The 20,159-nt window shown below is 65.5% G+C and carries 20 protein-coding genes; 10 read left to right on the forward strand and 10 right to left on the reverse strand.

All coding sequences use genetic code 11. The features are described 5' to 3' along the window. Positions 1-118 precede the first annotated feature (118 nt). The 3 genes from ASC83_RS09700 to ASC83_RS09710 all read left to right on the forward strand — a co-directional run bounded on the left by ASC83_RS09700 (position 119) and on the right by ASC83_RS09710 (position 2,298). Positions 119-1,051 (forward strand): DUF3034 family protein, encoded by a 933-nt coding sequence (locus ASC83_RS09700; protein ID WP_056061235.1) that lies wholly within the window; start codon positions 119-121, stop codon positions 1,049-1,051. Between the two features lie 10 nt (positions 1,052-1,061). Next, positions 1,062-1,529, forward strand: a complete 468-nt coding sequence (locus ASC83_RS09705; protein ID WP_056061238.1) for a group 1 truncated hemoglobin — start codon at positions 1,062-1,064, stop codon at positions 1,527-1,529. A 79-nt stretch (positions 1,530-1,608) separates the two neighbouring features. Next, positions 1,609-2,298: a hypothetical protein gene (locus tag ASC83_RS09710; protein ID WP_056061242.1), complete on the forward strand. Its 690-nt coding sequence runs from the start codon at positions 1,609-1,611 to the stop codon at positions 2,296-2,298. Between the two features lie 134 nt (positions 2,299-2,432). Here ASC83_RS09710 and ASC83_RS09715 read toward each other — a convergent pair whose 3' ends face one another. From ASC83_RS09715 to ASC83_RS09750, 8 genes are all read right to left on the reverse strand, one after another. After that, positions 2,433-3,416, reverse strand: a complete 984-nt coding sequence (locus tag ASC83_RS09715; RefSeq protein ID WP_056061245.1) for a c-type cytochrome — start codon at positions 3,414-3,416, stop codon at positions 2,433-2,435. Between the two features lie 193 nt (positions 3,417-3,609). Further along, a complete protein-coding gene (locus tag ASC83_RS09720) occupies positions 3,610-4,680 on the reverse strand; it encodes an ABC transporter substrate-binding protein (RefSeq protein ID WP_056061247.1) in 1,071 nt (356 codons plus the stop codon). 50 nt (positions 4,681-4,730) lie between these two features. Continuing rightward, positions 4,731-5,891, reverse strand: a complete 1,161-nt coding sequence (locus ASC83_RS09725) for an FAD-binding oxidoreductase (protein ID WP_056061250.1) — start codon at positions 5,889-5,891, stop codon at positions 4,731-4,733. Then, on the reverse strand, positions 5,888-7,288 hold the full coding sequence (locus tag ASC83_RS09730; RefSeq protein WP_056061253.1) for an NAD(P)/FAD-dependent oxidoreductase: 1,401 nt from the start codon (positions 7,286-7,288) through the stop codon (positions 5,888-5,890). Before ASC83_RS09730 ends, ASC83_RS09725 begins: the two co-directional genes overlap by 4 nt. Continuing rightward, positions 7,285-7,581, reverse strand: coding sequence for a (2Fe-2S)-binding protein (locus ASC83_RS09735; RefSeq protein WP_235509349.1), 297 nt, complete (start codon positions 7,579-7,581; stop codon positions 7,285-7,287). Before ASC83_RS09735 ends, ASC83_RS09730 begins: the two co-directional genes overlap by 4 nt. Positions 7,582-7,596: 15 nt before the next feature. Then, positions 7,597-8,391 carry an ABC transporter permease gene (locus tag ASC83_RS09740; protein WP_056061258.1) on the reverse strand — a complete coding sequence of 265 codons (795 nt, stop codon included), beginning with the start codon at positions 8,389-8,391 and terminating at the stop codon, positions 7,597-7,599. A 4-nt stretch (positions 8,392-8,395) separates the two neighbouring features. Continuing rightward, entirely contained in the window at positions 8,396-9,268 is an 873-nt protein-coding gene (locus ASC83_RS09745) for an ABC transporter permease (RefSeq protein ID WP_056061263.1), read from the reverse strand. Next, positions 9,265-10,374, reverse strand: coding sequence for an ABC transporter ATP-binding protein (locus tag ASC83_RS09750; protein ID WP_056061266.1), 1,110 nt, complete (start codon positions 10,372-10,374; stop codon positions 9,265-9,267). Before ASC83_RS09750 ends, ASC83_RS09745 begins: the two co-directional genes overlap by 4 nt. A gap of 286 nt (positions 10,375-10,660) precedes the next feature. Between ASC83_RS09750 and ASC83_RS09755 the strand changes: the two genes are divergently transcribed. From ASC83_RS09755 to ASC83_RS09765, 3 genes are all read left to right on the forward strand, one after another. Further along, positions 10,661-11,515, forward strand: a complete 855-nt coding sequence (locus ASC83_RS09755; RefSeq protein WP_056061269.1) for an IclR family transcriptional regulator — start codon at positions 10,661-10,663, stop codon at positions 11,513-11,515. Positions 11,516-11,789: 274 nt separating this feature from the next. Continuing rightward, entirely contained in the window at positions 11,790-12,452 is a 663-nt protein-coding gene (locus tag ASC83_RS09760) for a CPBP family intramembrane glutamic endopeptidase (RefSeq protein ID WP_156379467.1), read from the forward strand. A gap of 32 nt (positions 12,453-12,484) precedes the next feature. Next, the gene (locus ASC83_RS09765) at positions 12,485-13,153 is read left to right on the forward strand and encodes a hypothetical protein (RefSeq protein ID WP_156379468.1); all 669 of its coding nucleotides are present in this window, start codon (positions 12,485-12,487) and stop codon (positions 13,151-13,153) included. A gap of 68 nt (positions 13,154-13,221) precedes the next feature. Here ASC83_RS09765 and ASC83_RS09770 read toward each other — a convergent pair whose 3' ends face one another. Both ASC83_RS09770 and ASC83_RS09775 read right to left on the reverse strand, forming a co-directional pair. After that, positions 13,222-13,911: a DUF4336 domain-containing protein gene (locus ASC83_RS09770; RefSeq protein WP_056061277.1), complete on the reverse strand. Its 690-nt coding sequence runs from the start codon at positions 13,909-13,911 to the stop codon at positions 13,222-13,224. Between the two features lie 85 nt (positions 13,912-13,996). Then, positions 13,997-14,902: a LysR family transcriptional regulator gene (locus tag ASC83_RS09775; protein WP_200938915.1), complete on the reverse strand. Its 906-nt coding sequence runs from the start codon at positions 14,900-14,902 to the stop codon at positions 13,997-13,999. 256 nt (positions 14,903-15,158) lie between these two features. Here ASC83_RS09775 and ASC83_RS09780 point away from each other — a divergent pair, with 256 nt between their 5' ends. The 4 genes from ASC83_RS09780 to ASC83_RS09795 all read left to right on the forward strand — a co-directional run bounded on the left by ASC83_RS09780 (position 15,159) and on the right by ASC83_RS09795 (position 20,138). Next, positions 15,159-16,703, forward strand: coding sequence for an aldehyde dehydrogenase family protein (locus tag ASC83_RS09780; RefSeq protein ID WP_056061280.1), 1,545 nt, complete (start codon positions 15,159-15,161; stop codon positions 16,701-16,703). Between the two features lie 23 nt (positions 16,704-16,726). Next, positions 16,727-17,923, forward strand: a complete 1,197-nt coding sequence (locus ASC83_RS09785; protein ID WP_056061284.1) for an FAD-binding oxidoreductase — start codon at positions 16,727-16,729, stop codon at positions 17,921-17,923. 74 nt (positions 17,924-17,997) lie between these two features. After that, positions 17,998-18,915 (forward strand): amino acid ABC transporter substrate-binding protein, encoded by a 918-nt coding sequence (locus tag ASC83_RS09790; protein ID WP_056061287.1) that lies wholly within the window; start codon positions 17,998-18,000, stop codon positions 18,913-18,915. Beyond that, positions 18,912-20,138: a pyridoxal phosphate-dependent aminotransferase gene (locus ASC83_RS09795; RefSeq protein ID WP_056061290.1), complete on the forward strand. Its 1,227-nt coding sequence runs from the start codon at positions 18,912-18,914 to the stop codon at positions 20,136-20,138. The genes ASC83_RS09790 and ASC83_RS09795 overlap by 4 nt, the downstream gene beginning before the upstream one ends. Positions 20,139-20,159: the final 21 nt, after the last annotated feature.

A 20,159-nucleotide genomic window follows, 5' to 3' on the forward strand; every position in this document is an offset into this window, starting at 1 on the left:
GCCAGACCCTGATCAGGCGCTAAAGACCCTTTGCGGTGCTCTGGATTCACATCTGGACGCCGCCCGTGTGCGTAATGACGCTGTCGTAGCAATTATTTACAAACACGAGGAGCGCCCCATGAAGAGTCCCCTTTCCATCGCCGTGCTGGCTGGCGTTGCACTGGCCTGCAGTGCGGCCCAGGCTGATACCGGCAAGCTGCTGCTCACCGGTGGTGTCAGCACCATCGCCGGATCGGCGGGCGGCGGGCTGACCCCCTGGGCAGTGATTGGCAGCAACGCCACCGAGGGCGAGGTGGGTGTCAGCGCCTATGCCACCCGCGCGGCCACCCAGGACTACAGCCTGAACGGCTATGGCGTGGCCCTGGGGCTGCACGACCGCCTGGAGCTGTCGCTGGCGCGCCAGGACTTTGATGCCTCGCCCGCGATCGCGCTCAACGGCATTGCGCCGTTTGGCGTGACACCCGGCCAGCACATCAAGATGGATGTGCTCGGCATCAAGCTCAAGGTGGCGGGCGACGCGGTGCTCAACAGCGACAGCTGGATGCCCCAGATTGCGGTGGGGCTGGAGCACAAGCAGGTGCACCCGGGCTCCATCAGGTCGGTGCTGGACTTTCTGGGCACCAAAAGCAGCGGCACTGATGTGTACGTGAGCGCCACCAAGCTGCTGCTGGCGCAAAGCGTGCTGGTCAACGGCACGCTGCGCTACACCAACGCCAACCAGAACGGCCTGCTGGGCTTTGGCTCGGCCGCGCCCGGCAAGAACAGCCGCAGCCTGCAGCCCGAGTTCTCGGTGTCGTACCTGATCAACAAGAACCTGGCGGTGGGCGCCGAATACCGCTTCAAGCCCAACAACCTGCAGGCGCTGGGCGCTGCGGCCGGCCTGGGTGCTGCGCTGCGCGAAGACGACTGGAAGGACATCTTTGTGGCCTGGGCGCCCAGCAAGAACGTGTCGCTCACGTTGGCCTATGTGGATCTGGGCCGCATCGTGCCCGGCATCACCCAAAACCGCCGCCAGACGGGCTACTACCTGTCGGCCCAAGTCGCTTTCTGAGGAGATTTTCATGACCCACTCCAAAAACCTCATCGCCCTGGCCATCGCCCTGAGCGGCTTGCTGGCTGCCCCGGCCTTTGCGCAGACCGCTGCGGCTCCGGTGGCGAACACTGCAGCCCCTGCCGGCCTGTACCAGGCCCTGGGCGAAAAGCCTGGCATCACCCGCCTGGTGGACGATTTTGTGAACCGTGTGGTCAAGGACCCACGCATCGGCAGCCACTTCAAGGACACCAAACCAGCCGCCCTCAAGGAGAGCCTGACCGACCAGTTTTGCCAGTTGAGCGGGGGCCCTTGCAAATATGAAGGCGCTGACATGAAATCGGCCCATGCCGACATGGACATCAACAAGGGCCACTTCAACGCCCTGGTGGAGGTGCTGCAAAGCGCCATGGATGCCCAAGGCATACCGTTCGCTCAACAAAACCGCCTGCTGGCGTTGTTGGCGCCCATGCACCGTGACGTGATCACCAAGCGGTAAGACAATGAAAAATGCTATATTTTTAATAGCTGCTAGCGCAATATTCACTAGCGCTTGGGCCGGAAATGTTCAAATCCAGGTGCTGGACCGCGAGGGCAAGCCGGTGCCCGACGCCGTGGTGGTGGTGTACCCCGGGGCCACTGCGGGCGCGGCCCCCAGCCTGCTGCAGCCCAGCCCCACCATTGAGCAGGAGCGCATGCGTTTTGTGCCTGCCGTCACCGTGGTGATGCCCGGCACCACCGTGCGTTTTACCAACCAGGACCGCTGGGATCACCATGTGCGCGGCAACCCTACAGGCGTAGCCGCTGCAGCGGCCCCTGCTGCGCCTGGTTCCAATTTTGAGCTGCGCCTGGCCGGCAAGGCCGACGGCAAGCCCGCCAACTTTGCGGACGTCAAACTCGACACCCCTGGCGTGGTGCTGCTGGGCTGCCACCTGCACGGCTCCATGCGCGGCCACGTGTTTGTGACCGATTCGGCCTGGACACTCAAGACCGACAACGACGGCATTGCCCGATTTGCCAGCGTGCCGGATGGCGCCGCACAGGTGCGCGTGTGGCACGCCGAGCAACTAGTGGACCTGCCGCGCAAGGCGCTGAATGTGGTTCCCGGCCCGGTGCTGGATACCGTGCAGCTCAGCGTGGTGCCACGGGTGCGCCGCGCACCGTCGCCTGCGCCCACCGGCCCTACCAACAGCCCCGGTGGGCCCATGGGGTCGTACAGCCAGGCGCCCGTCTCGCCTCCCCAGGCACATCAGCACCCGGGCAGCTGACCCGCCACCACAGCGGGTGGTCCAAAGGGGGCGGGTCAGCAGGGCAGCGATTTTTGAGTGCGTGGTCCGTCGCCCGCTCTTTCGTCTGAGTTTCTGCGGGCATCCCCCTGCTGGGTCGTCCACAGGCTCCCAGATCAACCTGGCAGCTTGAGCCCGCCCGGCCCGGAGGGCACGGTGTTGGCGCTGCTCTTTTGGCTGCCGGCCGTTGCACTGCCCACGTCCTGCTTCACGCTGCCAGGGGGGGCGTTCAGGTACAGGTACAGCGCCTGCGCATCCACATCGCTCAACTGACCCAGCGACTCGAAGGGCATCACCTGGATGGGTGTGCCGTCAGGCCGCTTGCCTGTGCGCAGCATGGCCACAAAGCTTGCGGCGTTGGGGTAGCGTGTCAGGGCGCTGTCGGCACTGTGTGTGCCAGGGCGGATGTCTGCCGCCGCAGGCCAGTCAGGCGGGCCGCCGGGGATTTTGCCGCCAGACAGGTCGGCACCATGGCAGCCGATGCACATGTTGGCCACGTACTGGCCGTTGGCCAGCGTCACTCCGGCAGCCGTCGGCCGCGAGGGGGCCAGCTGGTGGTCAATGCGCGAGGCCGCGTCGGGAATCGCACCCAGCCCATACAGCACCCAGGCAGGGTGCGGCAGATCGATCACGGCCTGCGTGCCCTCCTTGGGGGGGAACTGGCGCACATACGACGCCAGGGCGTTCAGGTCTTCGTTGGTGAAGCGGTTGTAGTCCTCGCTGGGCATGACCAGCACCGGGCGGCCATTGGGCTTGACGCCGTGGCGGATCACGCTGTTCCAGTCCTCGGGCTGGTAGCGCGCCACCACGCCAGCCGGCGTGATGTTGGGCCCTACGATGCGCGTGCCCTTGCCATCGTTGACGAACTCGCGGCCCGTGCCTTGTGCGCCATGGCAGTCGGTGCAGCCACGCGATGCATACAGATAGCGCCCACGTTCGATGGTCTGCGCATCGGTGGTGTAGGCCACGGGGCGGGGTTTGATGTCGATGTAGCGGTTGCGTTTTTGCTCGGCCAGGTACAGGCCGCTGGCGGCGGTGGCGACAACGATCACGCCCAGCAGCAGCGCGCTGCCTGCGGTCCATTTGATCCAGCGTTTCATGGTGGTATCCCTCTTCTTCGAATGGTGGCGGACGGGCTGAACGAATCAGCATGCCCAGGCGCCGGATTCTGAAGTCGAAGAAGCGGTTTGTGGCACCCCACCACCGCAGGGTATGGCGGGGCCGGTGACATTTGTCACAAACGGCCCGCCAGTGTGAGCAGGTGTAGCCTGTTCACACGCGCTCCATATCCTCTCAGCGCTCGATGGTCTTGTTCCAGCGCGCGTTCCACGCAGGGCGGTTGGCGTTCACGCTGTCCCAGTCCAGCGTCACGGCGTTTTTCATCCACTGGCTGATCTGCGCGACCTGGGCGGCACCTTCACCCACGGCAGGCGCCTTGGGGTTGGTGGGAATCTGCGCGCCAAACTGCAGCACGTTGGCCTGTGCCAGCGGGCTCAGCAGAAACTCGGCCAGCTTTTGCGCCAGTTCGGGTTCGCTGTTCTTGGCGACCACGCATTGGCCGGTCATCAGCACTACCGAGCCCTCCTTGGGCTGTGCGTATTCCACCGGAATGCCCTTGGCTTTCAAGGCCGCCACACTGGTCGGCGTGAGCGGGAAGATCGCCGCTTCGCCCGTCTGCACCATCTCTGAAATCTTGGCCGAGCTGGGGATGTACTCCAGCACGTTGGGGCCGATGGTCTTGGCCCAGTTGTTGAAGCCTGGCTCCACGTTCTTGTCGTTGCCACCCTGTATGCGGTTGAACATCAAAAAGCCGTGCAGCCCGAACGACGACGACGGCATGGACTGGAACACCACCTTGCCCTTGTACTTGGGGTCGGCAAAGTCCATCCACGACGTAGGCGCGGCCCAGCCCTTTTCGGCAAACATCTTGGTGTTGTAGGCGATGCCGGTCATGCCCAGGCTCACGCCGCTGGCCAGGTCGTCCTTGAAGCGCGCGGCGGGGTAGATGTCGTTCAGGTGCGGGTTGGGCTTTTGCTTTTCGCACAGGCCCATGCCCATGGCACGCACCATGATGCCGTCGTCCAGAAACATCACGTGCATCTGCGGCTTGTCCTTGTTGGCCTGGGCCTTGGCCAGGATGTCCGAGGACGTGCCAGGCACCACCACCACCTTCACGCCATGCAGCTTTTCAAACGCCGGGAACACGTACTGCGTGTACGCCTTCTCCATCGTGCCGCCATTCATGCCGATGTACAGCGTTTTGGTCTGCGCGGTGGCGGTGCCTGCGGCGGCCACGGCGGTCAGTGCAGCGGCCGTCACAAGGGCGCGGCGGGTGCGGCTGGCAAAGCGGGGGGAGAAGGTCATGGTGGTTTCCTTTCTGGTGGGGAGGGGAGTTTTGTCGGTGGCAAACGGGGTCAGTGGGCAGCGGCAGTGCTGGCCACGTCAGCCACCGTCGTTGGGTGAAATCGCTCAATCGCAAAGGCATCAATCGGCGTGGTGCTGCGGCCATCGCGGGCCAGCTCGGCCAGCACCTCGCCCACGCCGGGGCCAATCTGAAAGCCCGCACCCGCAAAGCCAAAGCCATGGATCAGGCCAGGCGTGGTGTGGCTCTTGCCCAGCACCGGCTGGCGGTCAGGCAGATAGCCTTCGGTGCCGCTCCAGGTGCGAATGAAGTGCGCGCTCTTGAGGGCGGGCAGCAGCTCCACCGCCTGCACTGCCAGGGTCGCGATGGCGCTGCGCTCGGAGCGGGCGCGGTCGGCATCCAGCGCCACACCTGCGCCGCCGCCCAGCACCAGATTGCCGCGCGCCACCTGTCGGCAGTAGATGCCGCCGCCTTCCACACCCAGGCTCCAGTGCATGAAAAAGGGCAGGGGCTCGGTCACGGCCATGGCCGGATGGCCGGAGTGAATGGGCACGGCCTCGCCAAACTGCGCGGCCAGCGCACCGGCCCAGGCACCAGCGCAGTTGATGAGCACAGGCGCACGCACCGCCACGGTGGTGCCGGAGCGCACGGTAAACAGCTGCCCGTCGTGCTCCACCGAGGTCATCGGTGTGCGCTCCAGAATCTGCGCACCTGCACGCCTGGCCGCCAGCGCAAAGGCGGGCGACACCAGGCGCGGGTTGGCCTGGCCGTCGTCGGGGCACAGCGAGCCACCCACGGCACGCCCGCCCAGCCAAGGGCAGCGCTCGCGCAGCGTGGTGCCCGAGATGAGCTGGATGCCCAGGTCAAAGTCGCGGCTCAAGTGGGCATAGGCTTCCAGCGAAGCCATGTCCGCCTCACTGCGCCCGATCTTGAAGTGCCCGCTGCGTTGGTACTCGCCATCGGTGCCAACCAGCGCGGGCAGGTCGGCCCACACCTGGTGGGCGCGCTGCGCCAGCGGCAGCTGGCTCACAGGGCGGCCCTGGCGGCGCACGCCGCCGTAGTTCACGCCGCTGGAGCGCGAGCCGCACAGGTCGCGCTCCAGCAGCACCACGGCCACACCTTTGCGGCGCAGTGCCAGCGCGGCCGATGCGCCCATGATGCCGCCGCCCACGATGGCAACGTCGGTGTCGATGGTTCGGGTGGTCGTGCTCATTCGGTGGCCTCCGCCTGGGCTTGCAGGTGGATGGGAATGGGCTTGATCGGCGCCTGTCCGCGCAGCCGTCCTACCGTGTCAATCGGCTTGCCTGTGGCGTGGGCCAGGATTTCTGCAGCGGCCACACCGCACATGCGGCCCTGGCAGCGGCCCATGCCCACGCGGGTCAGGGCTTTAAGACGGTTCATCTCGTCTGCGCCCGCATCGCGGGCACAGGCGCGCAGCTCACCGGCTGTGATGTTCTCGCAGCGGCACACCACCAGCGCGTCGGGGGCGTGCGTTGCCCAGTCTGAAGGGAAGGGGAAGGCGCGCTCCAGCCCTTGGCGGAAGGGCATCAAGTCCGTGAGCTTGCGTTCCAGCTCTGCAGCGCGTGCGGTATCCACTTTCACGCCATGGTCTGCCAGCAGCGCCAGCGCTGCGCGCTCGCCCGCCCATTCGGCCGCATCAGCGCCCATGATGCCCGCGCCATCGCCCGCCAGGTACACGCCGGCCACGCTGGTGCGCCCTGCGCTGTCGCGCTCGGGCAGGTGGGCGCGGTGCATCGGGGCCCAGGCAAAGCGGCAGCCCAGCAGGTCTGCCAGTTGGGTTTCGGACCGTAGGGCGTAGCCAAAGCCCACGGCATCGCACTGCACGGTGTGCTCGTTCTCGCCGTCTGTCCACACCACGGCATTGACCCGTGTTTCGCCCTCCACGCGAACAGGCCGCACGCCGGTGTGCACCGCCACGCCGTGCGCGCGCAGCCAGCCCACGTAGTACATCCCTTTGGCCAGCACGGCGGGCTGCGTCAGCATGCCGGGCAGGGCGGCCAGTTGGTCCGCAAATCGGGCGGTATCCAGCACCGCGGCGACCTTCACACCAGCCTTTGCCCCCGCCTTGGCATATTGGTACGCCACCAGATACAGCAGCGGTCCGGTGCCCATCAGCACCACGTTGCGGCCGATGGTGCAGCCCTGGAACTTGAGCGCCACCTGCGCTCCCCCCAGCGTGTACACGCCGGGCAGCGTCCAGCCTGGCATGGGCAGCACGCGGTCAGTGGCGCCGCTGGCCACGATGAGCTGGCCGTAGGGCACCGTGCGCGTGGTCTGTGTGGGGCCATGCAGCACATCGAGCTGGCCACCCTGGGCGTTCCACACCAGGCTGTTGGGTTGGTAGTCGATGTGGGCGGCCAGGCCATCCAGCGTGCTGTGCAATGCCGTGGCGCGTGACGCTTCGGTGCCGTACAGCGTTTGTGGGCTGCGGGCAAAGTGGGCGGGCGGGCGGCGGTAGATCTGCCCGCCGCCGCGCGCGGCCTCGTCGATCACCATGGGCCGCACGCCATGCGCCACCAGGGTTTGTGCCGCACGGATGCCCGCAGGGCCTGCGCCTACGATCACGGGTTGCAAGGTGGGGGCGGTCATGCGGCCCCTCCGGTAGTCAGCTGCATGCCCGTCTGGATGAAGGTGGCGCAAGACCGTAGGCGTTCGCCGGTAGCAGTCATCACCCAGCAGTCCTGGCACGCGCCCATCAGGCAAAAGCCTGCGCGCGGCTCGTGGCTGAATTCGTTGCGGCGCAATTGGGCGCGGTGAGTGAGGATGGCCGTGAGCACCGTGTCGCCTTCGAGCGCCGTGGCGGGTTCGCCATCGAGCAAGAAGGGCACGGGCGCGCGGTCTTTTTCGGCCACACGGTGGAGCAGGGCTGTGTTCACAGTCATGGAGGTCGTGCCCATTTATTTGCGCCCTACGAGCACGCGGTCCAAGCCGTACACCCGGTCGAGAATCACCATCGCGCAGGCCGTCAGGGCCACCATCAGTGCCGACACCGCAGCCATCAGCGGGTCGATCGACTCGGTGGCGTACATGTACATGCGCACCGGCAGCGTCACCGTGCTGGGCGAGGTGACAAAGATCGACATGGTCACTTCGTCAAAGCTGTTGATGAAGGCCAGCATCCAGCCGCCTGTCACGCCGGGCAGGATCATCGGCAGCGTGATGCGCGTGAACACCGTGGCCTGGCTGGCGCCCAGCGACAGGGCTGCGTGCTCGGCACTGCGGTCAAAGCCCACCAGCGCCGCCACCACCAGCCGCAGCGTGTAGGGCGTGACGATGAGCGCATGCGCAAACACCAGCCAGCCAAAGCTGCCTGTGCCACCCAGCAGCGCAAACAGGCGCAGCAGGGCGACGCCCAGCACCAGGTGCGGAATGATCAGCGGCGACAGAAACAGACCGTTGAGAAAGCCGCGCCCCGCAAACTCATAGCGCGTGATGGCAATGCCCGCAGGCACGGCCAGCACTGTGGCCAGCGTGGCCGAAGCCAGCGCCAGCCACAGGCTGTTCCAGAACGATTGCACAAAGTCCGAATGTTCGAACACCGCCTTGAACCAGCGCAGCGAGAACTCGGTGGTGGGCAGCGTCAGCGTGTTGTGCGGCGTGAACGCCACGATGCACACCACCAGCAGCGGGGCGAGCATGAAGGTGATGACCAGCGCGTTGAACGCGAGGGCCAAAGGTCCGTTCTTCTGCATAACTTCAGCCCAACGCTTTCTTGTACCGGCCCTCAACCAGTCGGTTGTAGCTCAGCATCACCACCAGGTTGGCCACCAGCAGCGTCAGCGCAATGGCGGCGCCCAGGGGCCAGTTCAGCTCGTGCAGGTACTCGTCGTACACCACCGTGGCCACCATCTTCAGCCGCCGCCCGCCCAGCAGGCCGGGAATGGCAAACGAGCTGGCCGCCAGGCCGAACACGATGAGGCTGCCGGACAGGATGCCAGGCAGTACCTGCGGCAACACAATGCGCCGCAGCGTCGTGAAGGGCGAGGCCTGCAGCGACAGCGCTGCGTTTTCCACACCGGGGTCTAGCTTCTGCAGCGAGGTCCATACGGGGATCACCATGAAGGGCAGCATCACATGCACCAGGGCGATGACCACCGCGATCTCTGTGTAGAGCATCTTCACCGGGCCGATGCCAACGAGTTGCAGCGCGCCATTCACCAGCCCCTCGGGGCCCAGCAGCATGCTCCAGCCAAAAGCCCGCACCACCACCGACACCAGCAGCGGCGCGAGCACCACCAGCAGCAGGATGGAGCGCCACGGGTTGCCCATGCGGCTCAGGATGTAGGCCTCGGGTGCGCCAATCAGCACGCAGATCAGCGTGACCAGCCCCGCAATCCAGAACGTGCGCCAGAAGATGGTGTGGTAATACGAATCGGTGAACACATGGGCGTAATGCTCCAGCGTGAACTCACCCGCCTTCACCCCGGTGGCCGGGTCGAACGCGTTGAATGACAGCACGGCCGTGAGCGCCAGCGGCACCAGCAGCAGCACCGTGAACAGCACCAGCGCCGGGCCGGACAGCCACCAGGGCGCAGCCTTTTTGTGCAGCAAGGTGGTGGCCAGGCTCATGGCGCCACCTCGGCGGCGGTGTCTTCGGCCTCCAACTCGGCCAGGGCGGTTTCATCGGCGGGTAGCAGGCGCATGCAGTGGTCGGGCCAGTCCACGCCCGTGCGCTCGCCCTCGGCCAGCGCTGCGCGGCCGTCGTTGGGCGCCAGCACCATCAGGTCGCCCACGGGGGTGCCCACACGGTACAGCCACTGGCTGCCCAGGAAGAAGCGCTCGCACACCTGGCCATCCATCCGGCCCTGCACGGCGGGCACCAGTTGCACTTTTTCAGGCCGCACGCTCAGCAGCACGGCGGCGCCGGGGCGGTAGCGGGCACCGTCCACCTCCATCGTGAGGGCGCCCACCTTCACCTGCGTGTGCGTGCCATTGGCATGCGTTACCTGGCCGGGCAGCAGGTTGGCCTTGCCCACAAAGGTGGAGATGAAGCGCGTGCGCGGGTGCTCGTAAACGCGGTGCGGGTGGTCGATCTGCGTGGCGCGGCCGGCCTCCATCACCACCACGCGGTCGCTGATGGACATGGCCTCGCTCTGGTCGTGCGTAACCATGATGGTGGTGGTGCCCACCTTGCGCTGGATCTGTCGTAGCTCAAACTGCATCTCCTCACGCAGCTTGGCGTCGAGGTTGGACAGGGGCTCGTCCAGCAGCAGCACGGGCGGCTCGATCACCAGCGCACGTGCCAGGGCCACCCGCTGGCGCTGGCCTCCCGACAGTTCGCGGGGGTAGCGCGTGGCGTGCTTTTCCAGGTGCACCAGCGCCAGCGCCTGGGCCACGCGCTCGGCGCGTTCGGCCTTGGGCACCTTGCGCATCTCCAGCCCAAAACTCACGTTGGCCGCCACCGTCATGTGCGGGAACAGCGCATAGCTCTGGAACACGATGCCCAGCCCGCGCGTGTTGGCCTTGGCGTGGGTGATGTCCTTGCCATCGAGCTCGATGCGCCCGCTGGTCACCGCCTCGAACCCCGCCACCATCTGCAGCGTGGTCGTCTTGCCGCAGCCCGACGGGCCCAGCAACGACACAAATTCACCCTTTTGCACCGTGAGGTTCATGGACTGCACCGCGCAGGTGCTGCCATAGAACTTGGTCACATCAGTGAGCTTGAGAAACGACATGGCGAAAGCCTTTCCGGTGGTGGCATCGCACGGTTTGCCTGGGGGGCTGTGCGTGTCACCTGCTGTGGAGTTGCATGGATGGGCTGCGGGCCTTCGGTGTGCTTGCACCGGGGTGGTGCAAGTGCCGCACAAAGGCTGGAACAGCCGCTCGATTCAATTGAATCTATTGCAATAAACAAACCAGAATGCTTCGGGTATTCCATTAATCAGAATTTTTATTGAATTTATTCCGTTCAATGAAATATAATGCCTTCAGTTTGATCAACGAATTCCACAGGAGCGAGGTATGGAAGCCGCATCCACCGCCACCGGCGGCGTACCCCGGGTGTTTGCCGTCATCCGGGCCCTGTCGGCCGTGCAGGCCGAGGGCGGGCGAGTCACCCAATTGGCGCGTGCCGTGGGCCTCACGCAAGGCACCACGCACCGTTTGCTGCAATCGCTGGTGGCAGAGGGCATGGTCGAGCAGGACGAGCGCAGCAAGCTCTACCGCCTGAGCATGGACTTCTTCGCATTGGCGGCGAAGGCTGGCAACCCCGGCGACCTGCGCACCCTGTGCCGCCCTGCATTGCTGCGCCTGTGCGCCAGCCTGGGAGACAGCATCTTTCTGTTGGTGCGCAGCGGGTTCGATGCCGTGTGCCTGGACCGCAGCGAGGGGCCGTTCCCCATCCGCTCCTTCACCGGCGACATCGGCGGCCGCGTGGCCCTGGGCGTGGGGCAGGGTGCGCTGGCCATCCTGGCATTTTTGCCTGAGGCAGAGCGAGAAGAGGTCATCCGCTTCAACCTGTCGCGTGTTCGCGAATACGGCGTGTTTGACGAGGTCTATCTGCGCACCGAAATCGAGCGTGTGCGCCAACTGGGCTACGCGGGCCGCAATACTGGGTTGCTGGAAGGCATGGCTGGCGTGGCCGTACCCATCCTGGACCGCGAAGGGCGCGCGGTGGCGGCGCTGAGCGTGGGCACCATTTCTGCGCGGCTCAATGACGACCGGCTGCCCACGGTGGTGGAGTTGCTCAAGCGCGAAGCTTTGGCAGTGGGGCCCAAGATCAATCCGTTTGATGTGACGCTGCGGCGGCCGGCACAAAGCCTGTCGAGCGTGCGCCCCGACCAGGCCATTCAGCCCGCGGGACAGGAGCAGAAGTAGGCGGCCTGAATCTCGGTCTGGGGGGCTGGGGTGTGGTACTGCGAGTCACACCTCTTCTACGCGAGATTCGGTGAGGGGCAGGCCCCAGCGGCCCATGGCCGTCTTCTTGATCCACAGGTAACCTAGGGCCAGAGCCGCATCTTTTGGGAGGGATGCAGCGCATACCCATGGAACCACCTTGCCGCATACATCACCCGCACCAACCTCCTTATCAGCGAAGCCGGACTTGCCCTACTGTTTTGGCCATCCCGTATCTCTGTCCACCAACGGCTGCATGACCTTGTGGGTCGCCAGTGCCATCGCTTTCGTGTTGTTGTTGACGATGCCGGGCTGGGACCCGAGCCCGTGGACCGGGGCGTTGGCAGCAGTGCTGTTTGTGGGCGTGCAGTGGGCAGGATTGCGCGTCGCCGTGGGCCCAGACTGGGTTGCCCTGTTCAGACGCCCCCGCTGGCGCGACGTGGCGTTGGCATTGGCTGCCGTGCCACTGGTGTTGGGCTTGCCTGGGCTGGTGGCTGTGTATGGGCTTGGCATGTCGCACCTCAGTGCCAACGCCAGTGTGGATGCCGTTGCGGGCCTGACATCTGCACAACTGGTAGCGCGGTTTGCGCTGGTGGCTGTGCAATTGCTGGGTGAGGAGCTGGTCACCATTCTCCCGCTGCTGGCCACCGTCGCCTTGCTGCACCGCGTCGGCATGCCTGCCCGCTGGGCAATTGCTGTGGCGTGGGTGGCCACGGCGTTGCTGTTTGGTGCGCTGCACCTGCCCACCTACCAATGGCATGTCGGCCAGGCCTTGCTGGTCATCGGCACCGCGCGCCTGGTGCTGACTGCAGTATTTCTCTACACCCGCAATCTGTGGGCCAGCACCATCGCTCACATCGCTAACGACTGGGCGATCATGGCCTTTGCGCTGGCCTTTTCACGCAGCGTGGGCCCCTGACTGGATGGGCCCAAGGCCTCAAGGAGTTGTTTGTGGACTTTCTCAAAATCCTCAAGTCGTTTGAAGACTTTGTGTATGAAGCCCTGATCTGGCTGGTGTTGCTGCCCAAGACCTTGTGGCGCATCGTGCGGCGCCCGCGCCAGATGGTCACTTATGTGCAGGCGGAGCAAGACCGCGAAGGCGATGACCGCTACGGCGATGCGATCAGCCCGCCGCTTTTGCTCATCCTGTGCGTGCTGGTGGCCCATGTGCTCGATCTGGCTCTGCGCAAGCAGGCAGCGCCTGCGATGGGCACGCTCGCGGGCGCGTTGCTGAAGTCCGAGGAGAACCTGCTGCTGTATCGCACCATGGCTTTTGGCATCTGGTCGCTGGCCGGGGCTGTGTGGTATCTGCGCCATAGCCGCCAACCCATTCACCGTCTCAACCTGCGCAACCCGTTTTACGAGCAGTGCTACCTGGTCGCACCCTTTGCGCTGGCCGTGTCGATCAGCACGTCGCTGGCCCTGGTGGGCGGGGTGCTGTCTGCGGTCGGCGTGGGGCTGTTTCTGCTGGCGCTGCTGTGGTTTTGTATCGCCGAATGGCACTGGGTGCGCGAGCGCGCAGACCTCGGCAAGGTACATGCGGCCGGGGTAGCCGGTGGGCTGGTGCTGGTGGGGCTGTTGGCCAATACCGGGTTGGGGTATGTGCTCCGACATCTTTGAGGGGTACGGGGTGGTGGCGTGGCATTGAGGCCCACGGCGTTCCGCAGATGATGGGGTGATTGTTTCGGTCAGAGCACTGCGAGCGCCTGTTTGACCTGTGCGTAGGCATGGTTGTCCAGCACCTGGTTATGGGCCGTCACGACCCGCTCAAAGGGCCAGCGCAGCACGCGCTCTGCACTGCGGGCTGCGGCACGACGGTCACGCACCAGCGCGCGCACAGTGAGCGGGACGGCCAGTTGGCGCCGCACCCCGGTCAGCGTGGCATAGGCACGCGTGGACCAAGGCAGGTCCCCCGCCATCCACTGCAGCAGGTCCGTCACGATGAGCGTGGCCGAAGGTCGGTGGAACCATACCGACTCATTGCCTGCAGGAATGCCCTCAAAAGCCAGGTGCTCCAGGTCTGGCAGCCATTCGGGCACATCGGCTGCGGGCAGTTCGTACAGTCTCCTGGCTGCCAGGTCTGGCCGCTTCTGGCCCAGTCCCTTGGGGCCATACACCCTGGCGTTCGGAAAGGTCTGGGTGCAAGGCGCCAGAAACAGGTGGTGCATCTTGTTAGGTGCCACGATGAAAGCCACCGTGCCAAGTGCCTGCAGCTGCTCCAGCAGTGAACTGCCTGGGGGCATTGGAATTGGTGAGTGGACGAGAAGCTGCTGTCCTGGCAGCCGCACCACCGTCATGCGCGTGGTGATGGGAAGTCCGTTGGCCTTGAAGGCGTGGGTGGCGTGCCAGAGATGGGTGTCGAGGGATTCAAGTTGCATGACGCGGGATGGTGCCCTGGCCCTGGGGGCGGCGTCTTGAACGAATTCGACATGCTGGTGGTCGCTGCCGCCGTCATCCTTTCCCCTACCTCTGCACTGCGCATTCCCCCACCACCCAATCCCTGAACGCCTTCACCAGCGGAGTCTGCGCCCGCGCTTCCGGGTACACAAGGTAATACGCATCGGTGCTCGTCAGCACCTGGTCTGACAGCTCCACCAGGCTCCCGGCTGCCAGCTCCTGCTCGATCAAAAAGCGCGGCAGTAGCGCCGCGCCCAGGTGCGACACGGCAGCCTGCGCAATCATGGCGAAGTGTTCGGACTGGGGGCCGCGCAGGGCCAGGGCTGTGGGGGCGCCCACCAGCTCAAACCATTCGGCCCATTGGGTGGGGCGAGTGCTTTGCTGCAGCAGCACCACGCGCGTGAGGTCTTGCGGGGTGTGGATGTGGTGGCGGTCGCGGTAGGTGGGGCTGCACACGGGCACGGTTTCTTCATGCATCAGGTATTCGCACACGGCGCCCGCCCAGTGCGGCGTGCCGAAGTGAATGGCGGCGTCAAACGGGGTGCCTGCAAAGTCAAACGGCTCGGTGCGGGCCGAGAAGTTGACCATGGCCTCCGGGTGCAGCGCCATGAAGCGTCCTAAGCGCGGGATGAGCCAGCGTGTGCCCAGCGTGGGCAGCACGGCCAGGTTGAGCAGGCCGTCGGTGCTGGAAAACGCCATGGCTTTTTGTGTGCTGGCCGACAGCTGCTGCAGCACGTTTTGCACGTCGGCCGCGTAGACGCGGCCGGCGTCGGTCAGAACCACACGCTGGCGCACACGGTGGAAGAGGGCGGTGCCGATCTGCTCCTCCAACTGGCGGATCTGGCGCGACACGGCGCTTTGGGTGAGGTGCAGCTCTTCGGCCGCGCGCGACACGCTCTGGTGGCGCGCCGCCGCCTCAAAGGCCAGCAGGTCGGCGGTGGAGGGCAGGAAGGCGCGGCGCAGCAGGGTCATGGTGGCAAATGGGGTCAATCATGCGCAGGGGGAATGAGCAGCTCCGTCAGGTTGTGCATGGTTTTAGGCTGTGGCGCTGGTACATCAAGCTCGGGTAGCTCTGCAATTTTCAGGCACTTCATGCTGATTTGTGATCAAGTAGTTCCATTTTTTTGCTATCCAGCACGGCGCGATTGGCGGATATTGGCGCATTGATCGCGCGTTTTCTCCCACGCTGCTTCCTTCTATTCGCCTCCACTCACCTTTGCGAGCCGCCATGTCTGCCACCCCTGCCGCCACCCCCCTTGTGTCCGAAGTCGATCAACTGCTGCAACGCCTGGGCGTGCCCCGCGCGGCGTACACCGGCGGCACGCTGGCGGCGCGCTCGCCCATCACGGGCGAGGTGCTGGCCCAGGTGCCGCAGCAAAGCGCGGCCGATGCCACAGCCGCCATCGGCCGCGCGCATGTGGCTTTCCAGGCGTGGCGCAATGTGCCCGCGCCGCGCCGGGGCGAGCTGGTGCGCCTGCTGGGCGAAGAGCTCCGTGCCGCCAAGGCCGACCTCGGGCTGCTGGTGACCATCGAGGCGGGCAAGATCCCGTCCGAAGGCTTGGGCGAGGTGCAGGAGATGATCGACATCTGCGACTTTGCCGTGGGCCTGTCGCGCCAGCTGTACGGCCTGACGATTGCCACCGAGCGCCCCGGCCACCGCATGATGGAAACCTGGCACCCGCTGGGCGTTTGCGGCGTGATCTCGGCCTTCAACTTCCCTGTGGCCGTGTGGTCGTGGAACGCCGCGCTGGCACTGGTGTGCGGTGATTCGGTGGTGTGGAAGCCGTCGGAAAAGACCCCGCTCACCGCCCTGGCCACGCATGCGATTGCACAGCGCGCAATCGCCAAGTTTGCACGCTTTGGCGTCGATGCACCCGAAGGCCTGCTGGAGCTGATCGTGGGCCAGCGCGACATTGGCGAGGTGCTAGTGGATGACGCCCGCGTGCCCGTGCTCTCGGCCACGGGCTCCACCGCCATGGGCCGCGCCGTGGGCCCGCGCCTTGCAGCGCGTTTTGCGCGCGGCATTCTGGAGCTGGGGGGCAACAACGCCGCCATCGTGGCACCCACGGCCGATCTGAATCTGGCCCTGCGCGGCATTGCGTTCGCCGCCATGGGAACGGCCGGCCAGCGCTGCACCACGCTGCGCCGCCTGTTTGTGCACGAGAGCATTTACGACCAACTGGTGCCCCAACTCGCCAAGGTCTACGCCAACGTGCAGGTGGGCGATCCGCGCACCCCGGGCACGCTGGTGGGCCCGCTGATCGACCGCATGGCTTTTGACGGCATGCAAAAGGCGCTGGAGCAAAGCCGTGCGCTGGGTGCCACGGTGCACGGCGGAGGCCGCGTGGAAGGCATCGGTGGTGGCGAAGCGTATTACGTGCGCCCCGCACTGGTGGAGCTGCAAAAACATGAAGGGCCCGCGCTGCACGAAACCTTTGCGCCCATCCTGTACGTGGTGCGCTACAGCACCATTGACGAAGCCATTGCCATGAACAACGCCGTGGGTGCTGGCCTGTCTTCGTCCATCTTCACGCTCAACGTGCGCGAGGCCGAATTGTTCATGTCGGCAGCAGGCTCGGACTGCGGCATTGCCAATGTCAACATCGGCCCCAGCGGCGCCGAGATTGGCGGAGCGTTTGGCGGCGAGAAGGAAACCGGCGGCGGGCGCGAAGCGGGCTCAGACAGCTGGAAGGCCTACATGCGCCGGGCGACGAACACCATCAACTACTCCACCGCTTTGCCGCTGGCGCAGGGCGTGACATTTGACGTGTAACCCACGCGCTGGTTGCCCCGTTCATGTTGATTGTTAAGACCCCACACCCCATCGTCATCATTGGCGGTGGTGTCATCGGCAGTGCCATCGCGTACTTCCTCACGCTGCAGCAGCCGGGCTGCGAGGTGGTGGTGGTCGAGCGCGACCCGACCTATGCACGTGCATCGTCGGCGCTGTCGGCCAGCTCCATCCGCCAGCAGTTCTCGACGGACATCAACATCCAGATCTCGGCGTTTGGCATCAGCTTCTTGCGCAACGTGGGCACGCTGCTGGTCTGCAACGGCGATGTGCCCGACATCGGTCTGCACGAAGGTGGCTACCTGTACCTGGCCACCCAGGCGGGCGAGGCCACGCTGCGCGAGAACCATGCGTTGCAAAAGCAGCACGGCGCCGATGTGGCGCTGCTGAGCCCGCAGCAACTGGCAGAGCGCTTTCCTTGGCTGGCGCTGCAGGACGTGGCGCTGGGCTCGCTGGGCCTGTCGGGCGAGGGCTGGTTTGATGGCTACCTGCTGTTGACCGCGCTGCGCAAGAAGGCACAGAGCCAGGGCGTGTGCTATGTGGCTGATGAGGCCGTGGGGCTGGACGCGGCGGCCAGCGACGGCGTGTTGCATGTGAACGCAGTACGCCTGCAAAGCGGCGCCGTGCTGCCTTGCCGCTACGCTGTGAACGCCGGTGGCCCCTGGGCGGCAGCCATTGCGGGCTGGGTGGGAATTGATTTGCCCGTGGTGGGCAAGCGCCGCACGGTCTTCAACCTCGCCAGCCCAGCAGCGCTGCCGGGCTGCCCACTGCTCATCGACACCAGTGGCATTTGGCTGCGGCCCGAGGGCAGGGGCTTCATCTGCGGCTTTGCGCCCGACGCCGACAACGACGCCGACTTTGCCCCGCTGGAGCCTGAGTACGACGCGTTTGACAACCACATCTGGCCCACGCTGGCCGAGCGCATCCCTGGCTTTGAAGCGCTGCGCATGCAGGGCGCCTGGGCGGGCTATTACGAGATGAACACCTTTGACCACAACGCCATCGTGGGCCTGCACTCGGCGTGCGACAACCTGGTGTTTGCCAACGGATTTTCGGGCCACGGCCTGCAGCAGTGCCCTGCGGTGGGGCGTGGCCTGGCGGAGTGGATGTTGACGGGCGGCTACCAGAGCCTGGACCTGTCGCCGCTGTCCATCGAGCGCATTGCGCGCAACGCACCGTTGCTCGAAAAGAATGTGATCTGAGCACCATCGTTACTGCCAGTTTTTCCTCACCCCTTTCTCAACCTGCCAACCACAAAACATACGGAGACAACGACATGGCAATTTCCCGCAAGACCTTCACAGCGCTCGCTGCAGGCCTGACCCTGGCCTGCATGGCCACGGCCCCCGCGCTGGCGCAGACGGTCACCCAGCCCACGCTGGAGAAGATCAAGGCATCGGGTAAGGCCGTGCTGGGCGTGCGCGAGACCTCGCCACCCATGGCCTATGCGCTGGGCGCGAATGAAAAATACGTGGGCTACCACGTCGAACTGTGCGAGCGCGTGCTGAAAGAAATCGCACCCGACGCCAAGCTCGAATACATGGCGGTGACGGCGCAGAACACGCTGCCCCTGGTGCAGAACGGCACGCTGGACATCGGCTGCGGCCCCACCACCAACAACACCGCGCGCCAGCAGCAGGTGGCGTTTGCGGTGACCACCTATGTGAGCGAAGTGCGCATGGCAGTGCGTAAGGATTCGGACCTGAAGTCCATCAGCCAGCTCGCAGGCCGCACCATTGCGGCATCCACTGGCACCACCGCCGTGCAATTGCTGCGCAAGCAAGAGCGCGCGCTGGGTGGCGCGCCCATCAAGACCGTGCTGGGCAAGGACCACCATGAGAGCTTCTTACTGCTCGAAACCGGCCGCGCCGACGCTTTTGTGCTCGATGACAACCTGCTGGCCGGGATGATTGCCAACTCCAAGGACCCCTCGGCCTACCGCATCGTGGGCGAGCCGCTGGGTGCCGAGCCCATTGCATTGCTGTTCCGCAAGGACGACCCCACCTTCAAGGCTGCGGTGGATGGTGTGTTAACCAAGCTGATGCAAAGCGGCGAGATGGAAAAGATATACACCAAGTGGTTTGTAAACCCCATCCCGCCCAAGAACATGAGCCTGAACCTGCCGCTGGGTACCACGCTGCGCCAGCTGTTCGCCACCCCCAACGACAAGCCCCTGGAGACTTACCAGCAATGAATGCTGCCATCCCCGCCACGGCCTTCCGCGCGGCTGACCGCCTCGGCGCCATCGGCGTCTCGGAAATCGTGCGCCTGACGCAAGAGGCCAACCAGCTCAAGCGCCAGGGCCAGCCCGTGATCGTGCTGGGCCTGGGCGAGCCCGACTTCGACACGCCCGCGCACATCCTGGAGGCCGCGCAGCAGGCCATGGCGCGGGGAGAGACCCACTACACGGTGCTGGACGGAACGGCCGAACTCAAGGCCGCCATCCAGCACAAGTTCCAGCACGACAACGGACTCAGCTTTGCGCTGAACGAAATCACAGTTGGAGCGGGCGCCAAGCAGATTCTCTACAACGCGCTGATGGCCAGCCTGAATCCCGGCGACGAGGTGATTCTGCCCGCGCCGTACTGGACGTCTTACGCCGACATGGTGCTGATTGCGGGCGGCGTGCCGGTGGTGGTGCCCTGCACCGAAGCCAATGGCTTTCGCATCACACCCGAGCAGTTGGAGGCGGCCATCACGCCGCGCACGCGCTGGGTGTTCATCAACTCGCCCTCCAACCCCAGCGGGGCCGCCTACAGTGCCGAGCAGCTGCTGCCCGTGCTGGAAGTGGTGGAGCGCCACCCGCAGGTGTGGCTGCTGGCGGACGACATCTACGAACACATCCTGTACGACGGCCGCGCTTTTGCCACGCCCGCCGCTGTGCTGCCCTCGCTGCGCGATCGCACGCTGACGGTGAACGGCGTCTCCAAGTCGTATGCCATGACGGGCTGGCGACTGGGCTACGGCGCAGGCCCCAAGGCGCTGATTGCCGCCATGGCGGTGGTGCAGAGCCAGGCCACGTCGTGTCCCTCGTCCATCAGCCAGGCGGCGGCCGTGGCGGCGCTGACGGGGCCGCAAGACGTGGTGCGGGAGCGCTGCCAAGCTTTCCAAGACCGGCGTGACCTGGTGGTGGCGTCGCTCAATGCCTCGCCGGGCTTGCGCTGCCGCGTGCCGGAGGGCGCGTTCTATACCTTTGCCAGCTGCGAAGGTGTGCTGGGCCGCACCACGTCGGGCGGCATGCTGCTGCGCACCGATGCCGACTTCTGCGCCTACCTGCTGCGCGAGCACCATGTGGCCGTGGTGCCCGGCGGGGTGCTGGGGCTGGCGCCATACTTCCGCATCTCTTACGCAGCCTCTACCGCTGATTTGCAAGAAGCCTGCGCACGCATCCAGCGCGCCTGCCAGGCCCTGTTCTGACTTTCTGATCCGATACCGTTG

The organism is Acidovorax sp. Root402 (genome assembly GCF_001425125.1).
Lineage (GTDB): Bacteria > Pseudomonadota > Gammaproteobacteria > Burkholderiales > Burkholderiaceae_C > Acidovorax > Acidovorax delafieldii.

Bases quoted from the DNA above. Each gene is read 5' to 3' on its own strand.
- ASC83_RS09700 (WP_056061235.1), top strand. From the start codon at position 119: ATGAAGAGTCCCCTTTCCATCGCCGTGCTGGCTGGCGTTGCACTGGCC.
- ASC83_RS09705 (WP_056061238.1), top strand. From the start codon at position 1,062: ATGACCCACTCCAAAAACCTCATCGCCCTGGCCATCGCCCTGAGCGGC.
- ASC83_RS09715 (WP_056061245.1), bottom strand. From the start codon at position 3,416: ATGAAACGCTGGATCAAATGGACCGCAGGCAGCGCGCTGCTGCTGGGC.
- ASC83_RS09720 (WP_056061247.1), bottom strand. From the start codon at position 4,680: ATGACCTTCTCCCCCCGCTTTGCCAGCCGCACCCGCCGCGCCCTTGTG.
- ASC83_RS09725 (WP_056061250.1), bottom strand. From the start codon at position 5,891: ATGAGCACGACCACCCGAACCATCGACACCGACGTTGCCATCGTGGGC.
- ASC83_RS09730 (WP_056061253.1), bottom strand. From the start codon at position 7,288: ATGACCGCCCCCACCTTGCAACCCGTGATCGTAGGCGCAGGCCCTGCG.
- ASC83_RS09735 (WP_235509349.1), bottom strand. From the start codon at position 7,581: ATGACTGTGAACACAGCCCTGCTCCACCGTGTGGCCGAAAAAGACCGC.
- ASC83_RS09740 (WP_056061258.1), bottom strand. From the start codon at position 8,391: ATGCAGAAGAACGGACCTTTGGCCCTCGCGTTCAACGCGCTGGTCATC.
- ASC83_RS09745 (WP_056061263.1), bottom strand. From the start codon at position 9,268: ATGAGCCTGGCCACCACCTTGCTGCACAAAAAGGCTGCGCCCTGGTGG.
- ASC83_RS09750 (WP_056061266.1), bottom strand. From the start codon at position 10,374: ATGTCGTTTCTCAAGCTCACTGATGTGACCAAGTTCTATGGCAGCACC.
- ASC83_RS09755 (WP_056061269.1), top strand. From the start codon at position 10,661: ATGGAAGCCGCATCCACCGCCACCGGCGGCGTACCCCGGGTGTTTGCC.
- ASC83_RS09760 (WP_156379467.1), top strand. From the start codon at position 11,790: ATGACCTTGTGGGTCGCCAGTGCCATCGCTTTCGTGTTGTTGTTGACG.
- ASC83_RS09770 (WP_056061277.1), bottom strand. From the start codon at position 13,911: ATGCAACTTGAATCCCTCGACACCCATCTCTGGCACGCCACCCACGCC.
- ASC83_RS09775 (WP_200938915.1), bottom strand. From the start codon at position 14,902: ATGACCCTGCTGCGCCGCGCCTTCCTGCCCTCCACCGCCGACCTGCTG.
- ASC83_RS09780 (WP_056061280.1), top strand. From the start codon at position 15,159: ATGTCTGCCACCCCTGCCGCCACCCCCCTTGTGTCCGAAGTCGATCAA.
- ASC83_RS09785 (WP_056061284.1), top strand. From the start codon at position 16,727: ATGTTGATTGTTAAGACCCCACACCCCATCGTCATCATTGGCGGTGGT.
- ASC83_RS09790 (WP_056061287.1), top strand. From the start codon at position 17,998: ATGGCAATTTCCCGCAAGACCTTCACAGCGCTCGCTGCAGGCCTGACC.
- ASC83_RS09795 (WP_056061290.1), top strand. From the start codon at position 18,912: ATGAATGCTGCCATCCCCGCCACGGCCTTCCGCGCGGCTGACCGCCTC.